Source organism: Rhodococcus sp. USK10 (genome assembly GCF_019378875.1).
Lineage (GTDB): Bacteria > Actinomycetota > Actinomycetes > Mycobacteriales > Mycobacteriaceae > Rhodococcus_F > Rhodococcus_F pseudokoreensis.
The window spans coordinates 5,829,762-5,842,451 of sequence record NZ_CP076048.1 but is presented as its reverse complement, the minus strand read 5'-3'; the positions used below and the strand labels follow the sequence as shown (position 1 = coordinate 5,842,451).

General features: G+C 69.4%; 14 protein-coding genes. 4 read left to right on the top strand and 10 right to left on the bottom strand.

Annotated features, from left to right (window positions below; translation table 11 throughout):
• A complete protein-coding gene (locus I1A62_RS34095) occupies positions 1 to 840 on the bottom strand; it encodes a pyruvate, water dikinase regulatory protein (protein ID WP_219456697.1) in 840 nt (279 codons plus the stop codon).
• Positions 841 to 1,020: 180 nt separating this feature from the next.
• On the opposite strand from I1A62_RS34095, the gene I1A62_RS34090 reads away from it, so the two are divergent.
• Positions 1,021 to 1,764: an NRDE family protein gene (locus I1A62_RS34090; protein WP_219456695.1), complete on the top strand. Its 744-nt coding sequence runs from the start codon at positions 1,021 to 1,023 to the stop codon at positions 1,762 to 1,764.
• A 36-nt stretch (positions 1,765 to 1,800) separates the two neighbouring features.
• Here the strand turns inward: I1A62_RS34090 and I1A62_RS34085 are convergent, their stop codons facing one another.
• The 3 genes from I1A62_RS34085 to I1A62_RS34075 form a co-directional block, all read right to left on the bottom strand.
• Entirely contained in the window at positions 1,801 to 2,214 is a 414-nt protein-coding gene (locus tag I1A62_RS34085; RefSeq protein WP_219456694.1) for an HIT family protein, read from the bottom strand.
• 74 nt (positions 2,215 to 2,288) lie between these two features.
• Entirely contained in the window at positions 2,289 to 3,710 is a 1,422-nt protein-coding gene (purB, locus tag I1A62_RS34080) for an adenylosuccinate lyase (RefSeq protein WP_219456692.1), read from the bottom strand.
• Positions 3,711 to 3,732: 22 nt separating this feature from the next.
• Positions 3,733 to 4,362, bottom strand: a complete 630-nt coding sequence (locus I1A62_RS34075) for a TetR/AcrR family transcriptional regulator (RefSeq protein ID WP_087557852.1) — start codon at positions 4,360 to 4,362, stop codon at positions 3,733 to 3,735.
• A gap of 99 nt (positions 4,363 to 4,461) precedes the next feature.
• On the opposite strand from I1A62_RS34075, the gene I1A62_RS34070 reads away from it, so the two are divergent.
• Positions 4,462 to 5,985 (top strand): alpha/beta fold hydrolase, encoded by a 1,524-nt coding sequence (locus I1A62_RS34070; RefSeq protein WP_219456690.1) that lies wholly within the window; start codon positions 4,462 to 4,464, stop codon positions 5,983 to 5,985.
• On the opposite strand, the gene I1A62_RS34065 is transcribed toward I1A62_RS34070, so the two are convergent.
• The 6 genes from I1A62_RS34065 to I1A62_RS34040 all read right to left on the bottom strand — a co-directional run bounded on the left by I1A62_RS34065 (position 5,972) and on the right by I1A62_RS34040 (position 10,433).
• Complete coding sequence (locus tag I1A62_RS34065; protein ID WP_219456689.1) at positions 5,972 to 6,652, bottom strand: DUF998 domain-containing protein; 681 nt, start codon at positions 6,650 to 6,652, stop codon at positions 5,972 to 5,974. The two genes, I1A62_RS34070 and I1A62_RS34065, sit on opposite strands and share 14 nt — an antisense overlap.
• 86 nt (positions 6,653 to 6,738) lie before the next feature.
• Positions 6,739 to 7,335, bottom strand: coding sequence for a PepSY domain-containing protein (locus tag I1A62_RS34060; RefSeq protein WP_124395655.1), 597 nt, complete (start codon positions 7,333 to 7,335; stop codon positions 6,739 to 6,741).
• Positions 7,336 to 7,440: 105 nt separating this feature from the next.
• Entirely contained in the window at positions 7,441 to 7,860 is a 420-nt protein-coding gene (locus I1A62_RS34055; protein WP_219456687.1) for a DUF1707 domain-containing protein, read from the bottom strand.
• 56 nt (positions 7,861 to 7,916) lie between these two features.
• Positions 7,917 to 8,204, bottom strand: a complete 288-nt coding sequence (locus I1A62_RS34050; protein WP_124395657.1) for a PLDc N-terminal domain-containing protein — start codon at positions 8,202 to 8,204, stop codon at positions 7,917 to 7,919.
• Between the two features lie 91 nt (positions 8,205 to 8,295).
• Positions 8,296 to 9,462 carry a pyridoxal phosphate-dependent aminotransferase gene (locus I1A62_RS34045; RefSeq protein WP_124395658.1) on the bottom strand — a complete coding sequence of 389 codons (1,167 nt, stop codon included), beginning with the start codon at positions 9,460 to 9,462 and terminating at the stop codon, positions 8,296 to 8,298.
• Positions 9,463 to 9,485: 23 nt separating this feature from the next.
• Positions 9,486 to 10,433 (bottom strand): LysR family transcriptional regulator, encoded by a 948-nt coding sequence (locus tag I1A62_RS34040; protein ID WP_374710715.1) that lies wholly within the window; start codon positions 10,431 to 10,433, stop codon positions 9,486 to 9,488.
• A gap of 91 nt (positions 10,434 to 10,524) precedes the next feature.
• On the opposite strand from I1A62_RS34040, the gene I1A62_RS34035 reads away from it, so the two are divergent.
• Both I1A62_RS34035 and I1A62_RS34030 read left to right on the top strand, forming a co-directional pair.
• Positions 10,525 to 11,913, top strand: a complete 1,389-nt coding sequence (locus I1A62_RS34035) for an MFS transporter (protein WP_219456685.1) — start codon at positions 10,525 to 10,527, stop codon at positions 11,911 to 11,913.
• A complete protein-coding gene (locus I1A62_RS34030; protein WP_124395660.1) occupies positions 11,910 to 12,662 on the top strand; it encodes a 3-hydroxybutyrate dehydrogenase in 753 nt (250 codons plus the stop codon). The genes I1A62_RS34035 and I1A62_RS34030 overlap by 4 nt, the downstream gene beginning before the upstream one ends.
• Positions 12,663 to 12,690 lie beyond the last annotated feature (28 nt).

Sequence of the window (12,690 nt, the reverse complement as noted above, 5' to 3'; positions counted from 1 at the left end):
TCAATCGTGACGGTGGGCCCTGCGTGCAAGCACTTGCAGGATGAGTGTGGACATTTCTTCGACGGATTTGGCCGACGAGTCGATGACGGGCAGGTCGTGCGTGCGGTACAGCGCCTCCGCACGCTTGAGTTCGTAAGCGCACTGGCGCAGCGACGCGTACGTCGAGTCTGGGCGACGTTCCGTCCGGACCGCGCTGAGACGAGCCGCGGTGGTGATTATCCCGAAGCAGCGGTCCTGCAGATGCAGGATGGGGCGTGGCAGGTCGGTGCTCGCCAGATCCTCGTCGACCAGAGGGTAGTTCGCGACACGAAGTCCGTGTTGCAGTGCGAGGTACATGGTCGTCGGGGTCTTCCCGCAGCGCGACGGCGCAACCAGGATCACGTCGGCCTTGTCCAGTGTGCGGACACTTTGGCCGTCGTCGTGTTCGATCGCGTACTCGACGGCCTGCATACGCGCGTTGTAGCGCTTGACATCGCCCACCCCGTGCAGGCGCGCCGGGGTCCGGGCGCCCCGGGTGCCGAGGATGGACTCGACCTGCTGCATGTGCATGTCGAAGAAGTCGATCACAGGTGCGCGGGTCCGCTGCAATTCGTGACGAACGTCATCGAGCGCGGCCGTGACGAACACCAGGGGTGTCATGCCGCGGTCCATCGTGGTGTCGATCCTGCGCACGACCTCGCGGGCGTCGTCGGGCGTGGTGATGAACGGGATCACTGTCCGCTCGAACCGGTGGTCGGGAAAGTGCAGGAGCAGGGCGTTGCCCATGGTCTCCGCGCTGATCCCGGTGCTGTCCGAGAGGAAGAAAACCGGGATCGCGTCACCGGCATACGTCTCAGTCACCGGTCCATTCCTATCGTCGCCGTCACACGGTGGGCTCCATCTTTTCCTAGACGCTTTTCGAGCTGTCAGGCAGGTCGCGTAACGGGCCGTTGATGAGGTGTTCACGGAGGTCGCGGAACATCTCCGCGGCTACGCTCGGGCCTGCATCCGTGTAGCCGAGAGTGACGAGGAGACGTCCGTATGTGCCTGGTCCTGTTCGCCTGGCATACCCGCCCCGACCTCCCCCTGGTCGTCGCGGCCAACCGCGACGAGTTCTATGCCCGCCCCACCGAACCGCTGCGCCGTTGGGACGACGGCTTCGTCGCGGGCCGCGATCTGCTCGCAGGCGGAACGTGGATGGGCATCTCCGACGCCCTGCGGTTCGCGGCCGTCACCAACGTCCGCGACGGCGCCCCCGCGACCGGGGCCCGGTCCCGCGGAGACCTGCCCGTCGACTTCCTCCGCGGCCGGCTCTCACCCGCCGACCACGCCGGACAGGTGGCCGCGACCGGCGCCGAGTACGGCAGCTTCAACCTGCTCGTCGGCGACCCCGCCGAACTGTGGTGGGTCACCAACCGGCCCCACGGTCGCAGGCTGCGCGTCGAATCCGGTGTGCACGGCCTGTCCAACGCCGAACTCGACACCCCGTGGCCGAAGGTGACGGGCGGCAAGCAGGCGTTCGCCGCCGCGCTCGCCGCGGACGACGGCAGCCCCGAATCGGATCCGGGGGCGTACTTCGACGTGCTCGCCGACAGCGACCCGGCACCGTGGGACGCGCTGCCGGACACGGGCATCGGGCCCGAACTCGAACGCGCCCTGTCGTCCCGGTTCATCCGCCACGGCGAATACGGGACGCGGGCGTCGACGGTGCTGCGGGTCCGGGCGGACGGCACCTACGACATCACCGAGCGACGGTTCGACGAGAGCGGCCCCCTCCCCACGTGAGCGGCAAAGTGTGCTCCCGCACGCTTTGCCGCTCACCTAGGAGAGGGAAGACCGGATGACCGCCGCCGTCTGGTCGAGCGCGATCCGGCTCGGCGACTTCGGCATTCCACGCAGCCCGAATCCGTCACCGGCAGTGCGCGGCACCACGTGCAGGTGCACGTGGAAGACCTCCTGGCCGGCGGCGATCCCGTCGGCCAGGAACAGGTTGACACCCTGAGCCCGCATCGGCCCGTGCCGCAACGCGGTCGCGAGACGCTGCCCCACCGCGAACACCGCCGCACCGTCGCCCGGGTCGAGGTCGGCGAGCCCACTCGCGTGCCGCTTCGGGACCACCAGCAGGTGTCCGGACGTCCACGGCCGGATGTCCATGAACGCCAGCACGTCCTCGTCCTCGTGCACGACGCTGGCATCGGATCGGCCCGACACGATCTCGCAGAAAATGCAGTTCACGTAGGCACCTCCGGTGCTTGTGCGTGGTTAAGGAGTGCAGGCACTCGCCAAGCACGCACGGGCGGCGGAGCCGCCTACAGGATCGGGGACGGCTGGTAGGCGGCCGCCTCGGGGTTGGCGTCGACGAGCTTCTGCACCTGCGCCACGACCGTGGCAACCTGCGCCTCTGCGGCACCGATGAACGCCTTCTTGTCGGCGAGAGCCTGGTCGAGGGCGGCCCGGTCGAGGGGCAGGCGGTCGTCGGCGGCCAGACGGTCGAGGAGGTCGGGCTCCTTGCCCTGCTCGCGCATCGCCAGCGCGACGGCGACGGCGTGTTCCTTGATGACCTCGTGCGCGGTTTCCCGGCCCACTCCGGCCCGCACCAGGGCCATCAGGACCTTGGTGGTGGCGAGGAACGGCAGGTACCGGGTGAGTTCCTTCTCGATGACGGCGGGGTAGGCGCCGAATTCGGCGAGCACCGTCAGGAACGTCTCGATCAGTCCGTCGATCGCGAAGAACGCGTCCGGCAGCGCGACGCGGCGCACCACCGAGCAGAACACGTCACCCTCGTTCCACTGCGCGCCCGCCAGTTCGGCGGCCATCGACGCATAACCGCGAAGCACGACCTGCAGTCCGTTGACGCGCTCGCAGGAGCGGGTGTTCATCTTGTGCGGCATCGCCGACGACCCGACCTGGCCGGGCTGGAAGCCCTCGGTGACCAGTTCGTGGCCGGCCATCAGGCGGATGGTGTGCGCGAACGACGACGGCCCGGCCGCCACCTGTACCAGCGCGGACAGCACGTCGTGGTCCAGCGACCGCGGGTACACCTGGCCGACGCTCGTGAACACGTGGGAGAAGCCGAGGTGCTCGGCGACCTTCTGCTCCAGCGCCTCGAGCTTGGACGCGTCGCCGTCGAGGAGGTCGAGCATGTCCTGTGCGGTGCCCATGGGGCCCTTGATGCCGCGCAGCGGGTAGCGGTCGATCAGCTCGCGCAGCCGGGTGAGCGCGACGAGCAGTTCGTCGGCGGCGGATGCGAACCGCTTGCCCAGCGTGGTGGCCTGCGCCGCGACGTTGTGCGACCGGCCTGCCATGACGAGGCTGCTGTACTCGGCGGCCCGCTCGGCGAGCCGGGCCGCCACCGCGACACCGTGTGCGTGGACGTGCTCGAGCGACCGCAGGATCTGCAGCTGCTCGACGTTCTCGGTGAGGTCGCGGCTGGTCAGCCCCTTGTGGACCTGCTCGTGGCCGGCGAGGGCGTTGAACTCCTCGATGCGGGCCTTCACGTCGTGACGGGTGACGCGCTCACGGTCGGCGATGGAGTCGAGGTCCACCTGCTCGAGCACGCGTTCGTAGTCGGCGAGCGCCTCGGCCGGCACGTCGATCCCGAGTTCCGCCTGGGCACGCAGCACGGCGATCCACAGCTGACGCTCGAGGATGATCTTGTGCTCGGGCGACCACAACTCGACGAGTTCGGGGCTGGCGTAACGGTTGGCAAGGACGTTCGGGATGCGGCTCACGAGTCCTCAGTTTACGGCGGCGCTACAGCTCGACGTGGTCCGGCCGGTCGAGGGCGGGCGCGACGACGTCGACGACGTCGAGCAGCATCGCCCGGGCGAGGGCCCGCAGGTCGGCGTCGTGCTCGCCGAGCGCGGTGACCACGGCTCCGTCGACGACGGCGACCAGCCGCCGGAGTTGCTCCTGCCGGACGTCGCGGTCGGAGCGCCGCAGCGCCTCGGTGAGGACGTCGTCCAGTTGCGCGCGCAACCGCAACTGGACTTCCCGCAGTTCGGGGCGACGCGCGCAGGCCGTGAACCGCTCGTACCGGGAGATCAGCCTCTCCCGGCAGTCCTCACTGATCAGGGCCGGTCCGACGAGCAGATCCAGGAGGAGGTCGACGGTGGACTCACGGCCGCGGCGCCGATGCGTGACGTCCTCGACGCGGCCGCGCATGACCGCGAGGTCGCGGTTGCCGTTGCATTCGACGGCCTTCGCGATCAGGTCGTCCAGGGACTCGAAGTAGTAGGTGGTCGACGCGAGCGGGAGGTCGGCGCGGGTGGCCACCGAGCGGTGCCGGACCGCGTCGAATCCACCCTCGAGCAGGAGATCGGCGGCAGCCTCGACCAGCGCCTGTCGGCGCCGTTCGCCCTTCGGAGTTGCCGCGGATGACACCAATTCATCCTGCCAGCCGCGGGTGCCGCACCAGGGCGGATTGGGCGACAGACCGCGAAGTATGTGGGTGGCGGCGCGCACCCGCGTAGCGTCGGAACGATGCGGGTGTCGGTGCGGATGCTGGCCCTGGGATGCGCGGCGGCGGCGCCGTTGGTCCTGGCGTCGGCGTGCGGGTCCGACGGCGATGCGGCACCCGATCCGGCGCCCGTGTTCACCGCCGCTGCGTGCCCGTCGCCGAACGTCCCGGGATTGCCGCAACTGGACCTCGGCGCCGAGTTCAGCTGCGGAACGTTGACCGTGCCGGGGGACCGCTCCCGTCCGGACGGACGACGCATCGAACTGGCCGTGACACGGCTCGCTGCCACGTCTGCGACCCCGCGACCCGACCCGCTCGTCTATCTCACGGGCGGTCCGGGCGGGCCCGCGCTCGCGAGCGCCGCCCAGGTCGCGCCGCTCGGGCTGAACCGCGACCGCGACGTCCTGTTCCTCGGCCAACGCGGCACCATGCATTCCGACCCCTTCCTGGCATGCCCCGAGATCGACGAGTTCCAGGCGGCGCAGACGGGTCTGAGCCCGCTCGATCCGGCGACCGCCCCGCTCGACGCCGAGGCCACCCGGACCTGCCGCGACCGGGTCGCCGGGGGTGGCTACGACCTCGGCGCGTACGACACCACGGAGAATGCCGCCGACGTCGCGGATCTGCGGGTTGCGCTCGGCCTGGACGAGTGGAACGTCTACGGCGTCTCGTACGGCACCGACCTCGCGCTCACCGTGCTCCGCGACCACCCGGACGGCATCCGCAGCGTGGTGCTGGACTCGGTCGTGCCGACGCAGAACAACATCATCGAGGGCTTCTGGCCGGGCGCCGCCGAGGGCTTCCGGGCACTGTTCGACGCGTGCGCGGCCCAGCGGGCGTGCGCCGCGGCGTACCCGGGTCTGGAGGACGAATTCACCGCGACCGTGAACCGGCTGGCCGCCGCGCCGCTGACCGTCGACCTGTCCGGCAGGCGCGTCGTGCTCGACGGGTACACCTTCGCGAATCTGGTGATCCAGCAGAGCCTCGCGCCGGGCAACTACGCCGGACTCCCGGCGCTCGTCCACGCGACCGCAACCGGCGACGGCGTCCCTGCCGCGACCGCACTGCTCGGCACGGTGACGCCGCCCGGCCTCATCGGTTACGGACTGACGTTCGGGGTGTTCTGCGGCGAGCAGACGGCGTTCACCGACCGGGCGCAGGTCGCCGCCACCGCGAAGCGCGCGCTCCCGGACTTCCCGGACGCGGTGCTGTCGCTGGTGCCGCAGGCCGCCCGGATCTTCGACGACTGCGATGTCTGGGACGTGCCCGCGTCCGACACCGGCGTGCACGAGCCCACGGGAAGTGCCGTGCCGACCCTGCTCCTCACCGGGTCGCTCGACGCCGTCACCCCGCCGTCGCAGGCGCGGATCGCTGCCGCCACCCTGTCGCGGTCCGAGGTGCTCGAGTTTCCCGGGCTCGGCCACGACGTGCTGCAGTCCTCGGACTGCGCCCCGGCCGTCACGGTCGGTTTCCTCGAGCAGCCGACCGGCGGCTATGACACGAGTTGCCTGACGCGGGTGCAGACGCCGGTGTTCACGACCGGGTGAGAGCCGGAGGCCGGCAGGCGAGTCGGCGGAGCCGCAGGGCGATCGCCACCAGCGCCGGGAACGTCACGGCGAGAATTGTCATGCGCTGGAGGAGCCCGGCGACCTCGTGCAGCGGTGCGCCGCCCGGCATCGCGAACCTGCCGAGCAACACGAAGCAGCCCAGACCGACGATCCCGGCGACCCCGACGTAGCGCGCCAGGCCACGCCACCGCGGATCGGCGGCGAACCGGTGCGACAGCACCGCCAGGGCGAGCGCACTGCAGGAGAAGAACGTGACCCCCGCGATCACGTGATGGCCCGGATCGTAGGGTTCCCCTGCCGGATCCTCCCGCAACGGAAACACCGCGGCGAGGATCAGCCCCACCGCTGCCACACCGAGCAGAGCGGGCCCTGTCCAGCCGTGCCGCGTATTCGCGATGCCGCGGTGCAGTCCGGCCGCGAAGATCGTCAGCAGCACGGCGAAGGCGAGGAAGTTCAGCTGCTGGATCCAGCCACTCGGGTCCGCCTCGAGAGCACTGATCGGGTCGGCGATCCGGCTGTAGTCGTCCCGGAGGAGCGTCTCCTGGACGAGAAATCCCGCGGTGAACAGCACTGGACCCGCGATGCCCGCGCGGGCCACCCACCGCTGGAAGTCGGGGTGGGACAGACGAACTGACGTGGTGACCATGACCACGACGCTAGGGTGACGTCACCGCCCGGACATCGGGTAATTCACCCATCTTCCGAGGCGATCACCTGAGTCGTTCTACCCATTCAGTTGTCGGGGAGCACAGCTCCGGTCGCCTCGTCCACGTTCACGTCGTAGTCCCAGCCCTTGGCATCGCGGATGTGAATGTGCCACACCGGCTTACCGTCCCGCTGCTGCTGCTCCGAATTCGAGACCGTGCCACCCGGGACCGTCGCGAGCGCGATCTGCTCCGCCTGCTGCTGGGTCACCGCGCCGGCGGGGGGTGCGGGTGCGGCAGTCGTGGTGGTCTGCCCGTCCTGACTGTCGGACACCACCGTGCCGGTCGCCGCGTCGACGTTCACGTCGTAGTCCCAGCCCTTGGCGTCGCGGATGTGGACGTGCCACACAGGCTTACCGTCCCGCTGCTGCTGTTCAGAGTTCACGACCGTGCCGCCCGGGACCGTCGCGACAGCGGTCTGCTCCGCCTGTTCCTTGGTGACCGCCGCGGCCCCTGCCGCGCTCGTGGTCATGGGCGACGACGTCATCGCTGCTGTGGCCGACGTCGTGGCACTGGCGGAGGTCGACGGGCTGTCACTGCTGTCGGAACCGCATCCGCCCAGCAGCAGCGCGGAGGCCGCGACTACCGGGATCAGGCTCGCACAGCGCACAATTCTGCTGGTCATCGTGGCTCCTCGATCGCTCGACGGCGTCAAACCTGCCTGTCAGAGTACGGGAGCCACAACCGACCTCGCGGTAGTTTTCGCCAGTTCCCGGCGCGAGTCAGACCCTCACCACGCCCGGCACGACCGCCGCCCAAAGCTGCGCCGGGCGAGCACGAGCCAGATGATGGGCAGGAAGACGAGCGGGGGGACGCGGACCAGCGCGACCCACAGGATCGCGGCGAGGATGGCCACCACGAACACGAGTACCCGCAGCGCCGCCGCCTCCCGCCCCGGGTCGCGTCGCGTGCGCATCCGTTCGGGTTCGGGCGAGAAGCGCTGCTTGTCCGGCAGGTCCGCGAAGAGCGGCACGAGGTCGCTGGCGGTCTTGGCGAGGTACGCCGCCCGCACCCGCGCGTCGAACTCGTCGGTCTCGAGCCGTCCGGCTGCGAAATGTTCGGCGAGTGCCGCCGCTGCTTGCTCCCGCTCCACGGTCCCGATGCGGACTCCGCCAGGAAGGGGTGGCTGTGGATGACTGATCTCGCTCATGTCGTCGCCTCGCGCCTGGTTTGTAACACTGTAATCCTAGCCACAGTGTAGGCCTTCTATTCCTGGTCGCGCCCGTGGAAACCTTGCCGGCGCTGTTCCTCCGCGCGTTCCCGGCACCGCCGCACGAACTCGGCTTCCTCCGGGTCGGCGGGCAGCCGATCACGAGGAGTCTTCTGCGGCCGCCCGGCCACGATCCACAGCACCGAGCCGAGGAGCGGAAGTAGCAGCACGATCACCAGCCAGCCCTCCTTCGAGAGGTTCCGGAACTGGTCGTCGTCGGTGGTGACGGCGTCGGCGAAGCACAGGACCCACAACACGAATGCGAGCAACGCGACGTACAGCATCGCCGTTCTCCTTGCCTGGCGCGCCCGAACACGCAGTGCGCCCAAGTCCATCGAACAACTGCTGCGACGCCGCCGCAAGAGCGAACTACGGCTACAGCCAGCGGCCCAGTCGCACCAGGGATTCCCGGACCTCGGCCGTGGATCCGGCGAACGACAGCCGGACGGTCCGGTCTCCGTGGACGGTGTCGAAATCGATGCCGGGGGCCAGCGCCAGACCGGTGTCCTGCAGCAGCCGCGAGCACCATTCCGTCGACGTCGCGCCGTGGGTTCCGCCGAGCAGGTGCCCGATGTCGGCGTACACGTAGAACGCCCCGTCGGCGGGCGCGAGATCGGTGATGCCCAGCTCCGGGAGGCCGGTCAGCAGCAGCTCCCGGTTGACGGCGTAGCGCTGCACGTGGCCGTCGAGTTCGGCCCTCGATTCCTCGGTGAACGCGGCGATCGCCGCGTACTGGGAGATGGCGGGCGGGCACACCGTCATGTTCGACGCCAGCCGCTGCAACGGCCTGCGCAGCCCCTCGGGGACCAGCATCCAGCCCAGCCGCCAGCCCGTCATCGAGAAGTACTTGGACACCGAGCCGACGACGACGGACTCGCGCGACGTCTCCCACGAGCTGGTCATCGCCTGCTCGCCGTATCCGATGCCGTGGTAGATCTCGTCGGAGATCAGCAGCGTCCCGTGGGCGTCGCACCAGCAGGCGAGGGCGGCCAGTTCGCCGGGGTCGATGACGGTGCCGGTGGGGTTGGCGGGGCTCGCGACGATCAGCCCGGCGGGCGGCTCGGGCAGGGCGTCGAGCATCGCGACCGTCGGCTGGAACCGGGTGTCGGCTCCGCAGTCGATCTCGATGACGTTGCAGCCGAGCGCGGCGAGCGTGTTCCGGTAGGCCGGGTAGCCGGGGCGGGCGACCACCACGGTGTCGCCGACGTCGAAGGCGGCGAGGAACAGCAGCGTGAACGCGCCGGAGGAACCGGTGGTCACGACGACGTCCTCGGCGTCGACGTCGATTCCGTATTTGCCGGCGTGATATCCGGCGATCGCCTCCCGCAGCGGCAGGATCCCGAACGTCTCCGTGTAGCCGAGCAGGTGCCCGTCGAGCACTTCCCGTGTCGCGCGGAGCACCGGCTGCGGCGCGGGCGTGGACGGCTGCCCCGCGGCGAGCGTCAGCACGTCGCCGTGGGTGCGCTGACGTTCGGTGGCGGCCTTCCACACGTCCATCACGTGGAAGGTTTGGATGTTGGACCGCTGGGATTCGGGACGCACCCCATGACGCTAGCGTGAGCTGCTCACTCCCCCGCCAACGCGTCCCGCTGCGATTCCACCGTCTCCCGGATCGCCCCCACCACCGCCGCGACCTCCGGTCGCCGCAGCGACTCGGGCCGCGCCACGAGCCAGTACGCCAGCGTGGCCTCGACCTGCCCGGGCAGCACCCGCACGAGGTCGTCGTGGCGGTCGGCCATGAAGCACGGCAGCAGCCCGATGCCTGCCGACGCCCGGGTGGCCTCGACGTGCACGAACACGTTGGTCGACGTCACCGATTCGCGCATCGAGACGGTGAGGCGGCGCGCCAGGTCGAGTTCGTCGACCTGGAGCATCGAGTCGATGAAGTAGACGAGTGAGTGATCGGCCAGATCGCTCACCCGCGTCGGGGTGCCGTGTTCGGCCAGATACGACCGCGCGCCGTACAGGCCGAGCGTGTAGTCGGCCAGCCACAGCGCCTCCGCCCGGTGCACCTGCGGTTTGCCCACGACGATCTCGATGTCGAGTCCCGAGCGGTGCTGCGAGGCCCGGCGGGTGATCGCGACGATCTCCACGGACACGTCGGGGTGCCTGCTGCGGATCAGCGCGCCTGCGGGTGCCGCGATGTAGGCGCTGAACCCGTCGGTCGCCGAGACCCGGACGACGCCCTTCAGGTGGTCGGCGCCGCCGGGTTCGGTGACCAGTCCGTGGACGGCGGCCTCGACGCGTTCGGCGGCGGTCAGCGCCTGCCGCCCGAGGTCGGTGAGCTCCCACCCGCCGGCGGCCTTCACGAGGACCCGGCCGCCGAGGCTCTTCTCCAGGCTCGCGATCCGGCGCGAGATGGTCGTGTGGTTGACCCCGAGGTCGTCGGCGGCGGTGTTGAAGCGACCGGTCCGCCCGACTGCCAGCAGGACGAGGAGGTCGTCAGGGCTGGGTAGGGCTGCTCCGGACGTCACTTCTGCATATTTGCACATGCGGGTTGCAGGTTGCGTCATTGTGTGCGCACAAATATGCATCAATACTCGGCAGGACCAATGAACTGTGCCCCGAGTCACAACGGGTGCGGAGTGTGAAGAGGAGCGACAGATGAGCGTCGACGAAACAGCGCACGCGAAGGAAGCCCCGCCGTCCGGGCTGAAGAAGGTGGTCGGCGCGTCCATGGCCGGCACCGTCGTCGAGTGGTACGAGTTCTTCCTCTACGGCACCGCGGCGACGCTCGTATTCAGCAAGGTCTTCTTCGCGGCAGGCGGCAACGAACTCGACGCGATCATCGCGGCGTTCGTGACCTACGCCGTGGGCTTCGTCGCCCGGCCGCTCGGCGGCATCGTCTTCGGTCACTTCGGCGACAAGTTCGGCCGCAAACAACTGCTCCAGTTCAGCCTCCTGCTCGTCGGAACGGCCACGTTCCTGATGGGCTGCCTGCCCACGTACGGCCAGATCGGGTACTGGGCCCCTGCCCTGCTCGTCACCCTCCGCTTCATTCAGGGGTTCGCCGTCGGCGGCGAGTGGGGCGGCGCGGTGCTGCTGGTGGCCGAGCACAGCCCGAACAAGTCCCGCGGCTTCTGGGCGTCGTGGCCGCAGGCCGGCGTGCCGGCGGGCAACCTCGTCGCGACCGTGGTCCTGCTGATCCTCACGACGACGCTGTCCGACGAGTCCTTCCTCAGCTGGGGCTGGCGCGTGGCGTTCTGGCTGTCGGCCGTCATCGTCCTCGTCGGCTACTACATCCGCACGAAGGTGACGGACGCGCCGATCTTCATCCAGGCGCAGAAGGAAGCGGAGCACGTCAAGGAGACGTCGTTCAGCGTCTTCGAGGTGCTCAAGCGTTATCCCCGCGGCGTGCTGACGGCGATGGGTCTGCGCTTCGGCGAGAACGTCATGTACTACCTCGTGGTCACGTTCTCGATCACGTACCTCAAGGTCGTCGTCCACACGGACACCGCGCAGATCCTCTGGTGGATGCTGATCGCCCACGCCGTGCACTTCGCGGCAATCCCGCTCGTCGGCCGGCTCTCCGACACCATCGGCCGCCGCCCCGTCTACATGATCGGTGCGCTGACCGCGGGCACGTGGGGCTTCTTCGCCTTCCCGATGATGAACAGCGGGCACAACGCCGTCATCCTCAGTGCGATCATCATCGGCCTGGTGTTCCACGCGTTCATGTACGCCGGGCAGCCGGCGATCATGGCCGAAATGTTCCCGACGCGCATGCGCTACTCGGGTGTCTCCCTCGGCTACCAGGTGACGTCGATCGTGGCCGGTTCGCTGGCGCCGATCATCGCGGCCAGCCTGCTCAGCAAGTACGACTCGGCCGTTCCGATCGCGATCTACCTGGCGATCGCCTGCCTGATCACCGCCGTCGCCGTCGTCGTCGCCCGGGAGACCAAGGGCATCTCGCTCGAGTCGATCGACGCGGCGGACGCGCAGATCCTCGCGGACGAGAAGGCGGCCGACGCCAATAACGGGGTCCCGGCATGACCGAGCAGAACCTGGCCGGGCGCACCGCGCTCGTCACCGGCGGTGCCAGCGGCATCGGTGCGGCCTGCGCCCGGGCGCTCGCGGCGCGCGGAACGCACGTCACGGTCGCCGACCTCGACGACGTGGCCGCCAAGAGCCTCGCCGACGAGATCGACGGAACGGCGTGGCACGTCGACCTCCTCGACACCGATCCGCTCACCGAGTTGCGGCTCGAGACCGACATCCTCGTCAACAACGCCGGGATCCAAACGATCAGTCCCATCGAGGAGTTCCGCCCCGAGGACTTCCGGCGCATCCAGACGCTGATGGTCGAGGCGCCGTTCCTGCTGATCCGCGCCGCCCTACCGCACATGTATGCGACGGGTTTCGGGCGCATCGTCAACGTGTCGTCGGTGCACGGACTGCGTGCGTCGGCGTTCAAGGCCGCGTACGTCACCGCCAAGCACGGGCTCGAGGGACTGTCGAAGGTGACGGCCCTCGAGGGCGGTCCGCACGGCGTCACCAGCAACTGCGTCAACCCCGGGTACGTGCTGACGCCGTTGGTCCAGAAGCAGATCGCGGATCAGGCGCAGGTGCACGGCATCAGCGAGTCCGACGTGATCGAGAAGGTGATGCTCACCGAGAGCGCGATCAAGCGGCTGGTGGAACCGTCGGAGGTCGCTTCCCTCGTCGCGTGGCTCGCGTCCGCCGACGCAGGCATGGTCACCGGCGCCTCCTACACGATCGACGGAGGCTGGACCGCCCGCTGACGTGGTGACGAAACAGGCGTGCACCCCC

Bases quoted from the DNA above. Each gene is read 5' to 3' on its own strand.
- I1A62_RS34090 (WP_219456695.1), top strand. From the start codon at position 1,021: ATGTGCCTGGTCCTGTTCGCCTGGCATACCCGCCCCGACCTCCCCCTG.
- I1A62_RS34070 (WP_219456690.1), top strand. From the start codon at position 4,462: ATGCGGGTGTCGGTGCGGATGCTGGCCCTGGGATGCGCGGCGGCGGCG.
- I1A62_RS34065 (WP_219456689.1), bottom strand. From the start codon at position 6,652: ATGGTCACCACGTCAGTTCGTCTGTCCCACCCCGACTTCCAGCGGTGG.
- I1A62_RS34060 (WP_124395655.1), bottom strand. From the start codon at position 7,335: ATGACCAGCAGAATTGTGCGCTGTGCGAGCCTGATCCCGGTAGTCGCG.
- I1A62_RS34055 (WP_219456687.1), bottom strand. From the start codon at position 7,860: ATGAGCGAGATCAGTCATCCACAGCCACCCCTTCCTGGCGGAGTCCGC.
- I1A62_RS34050 (WP_124395657.1), bottom strand. From the start codon at position 8,204: ATGCTGTACGTCGCGTTGCTCGCATTCGTGTTGTGGGTCCTGTGCTTC.
- I1A62_RS34040 (WP_374710715.1), bottom strand. From the start codon at position 10,433: ATGACGCAACCTGCAACCCGCATGTGCAAATATGCAGAAGTGACGTCC.
- I1A62_RS34035 (WP_219456685.1), top strand. From the start codon at position 10,525: ATGAGCGTCGACGAAACAGCGCACGCGAAGGAAGCCCCGCCGTCCGGG.
- I1A62_RS34030 (WP_124395660.1), top strand. From the start codon at position 11,910: ATGACCGAGCAGAACCTGGCCGGGCGCACCGCGCTCGTCACCGGCGGT.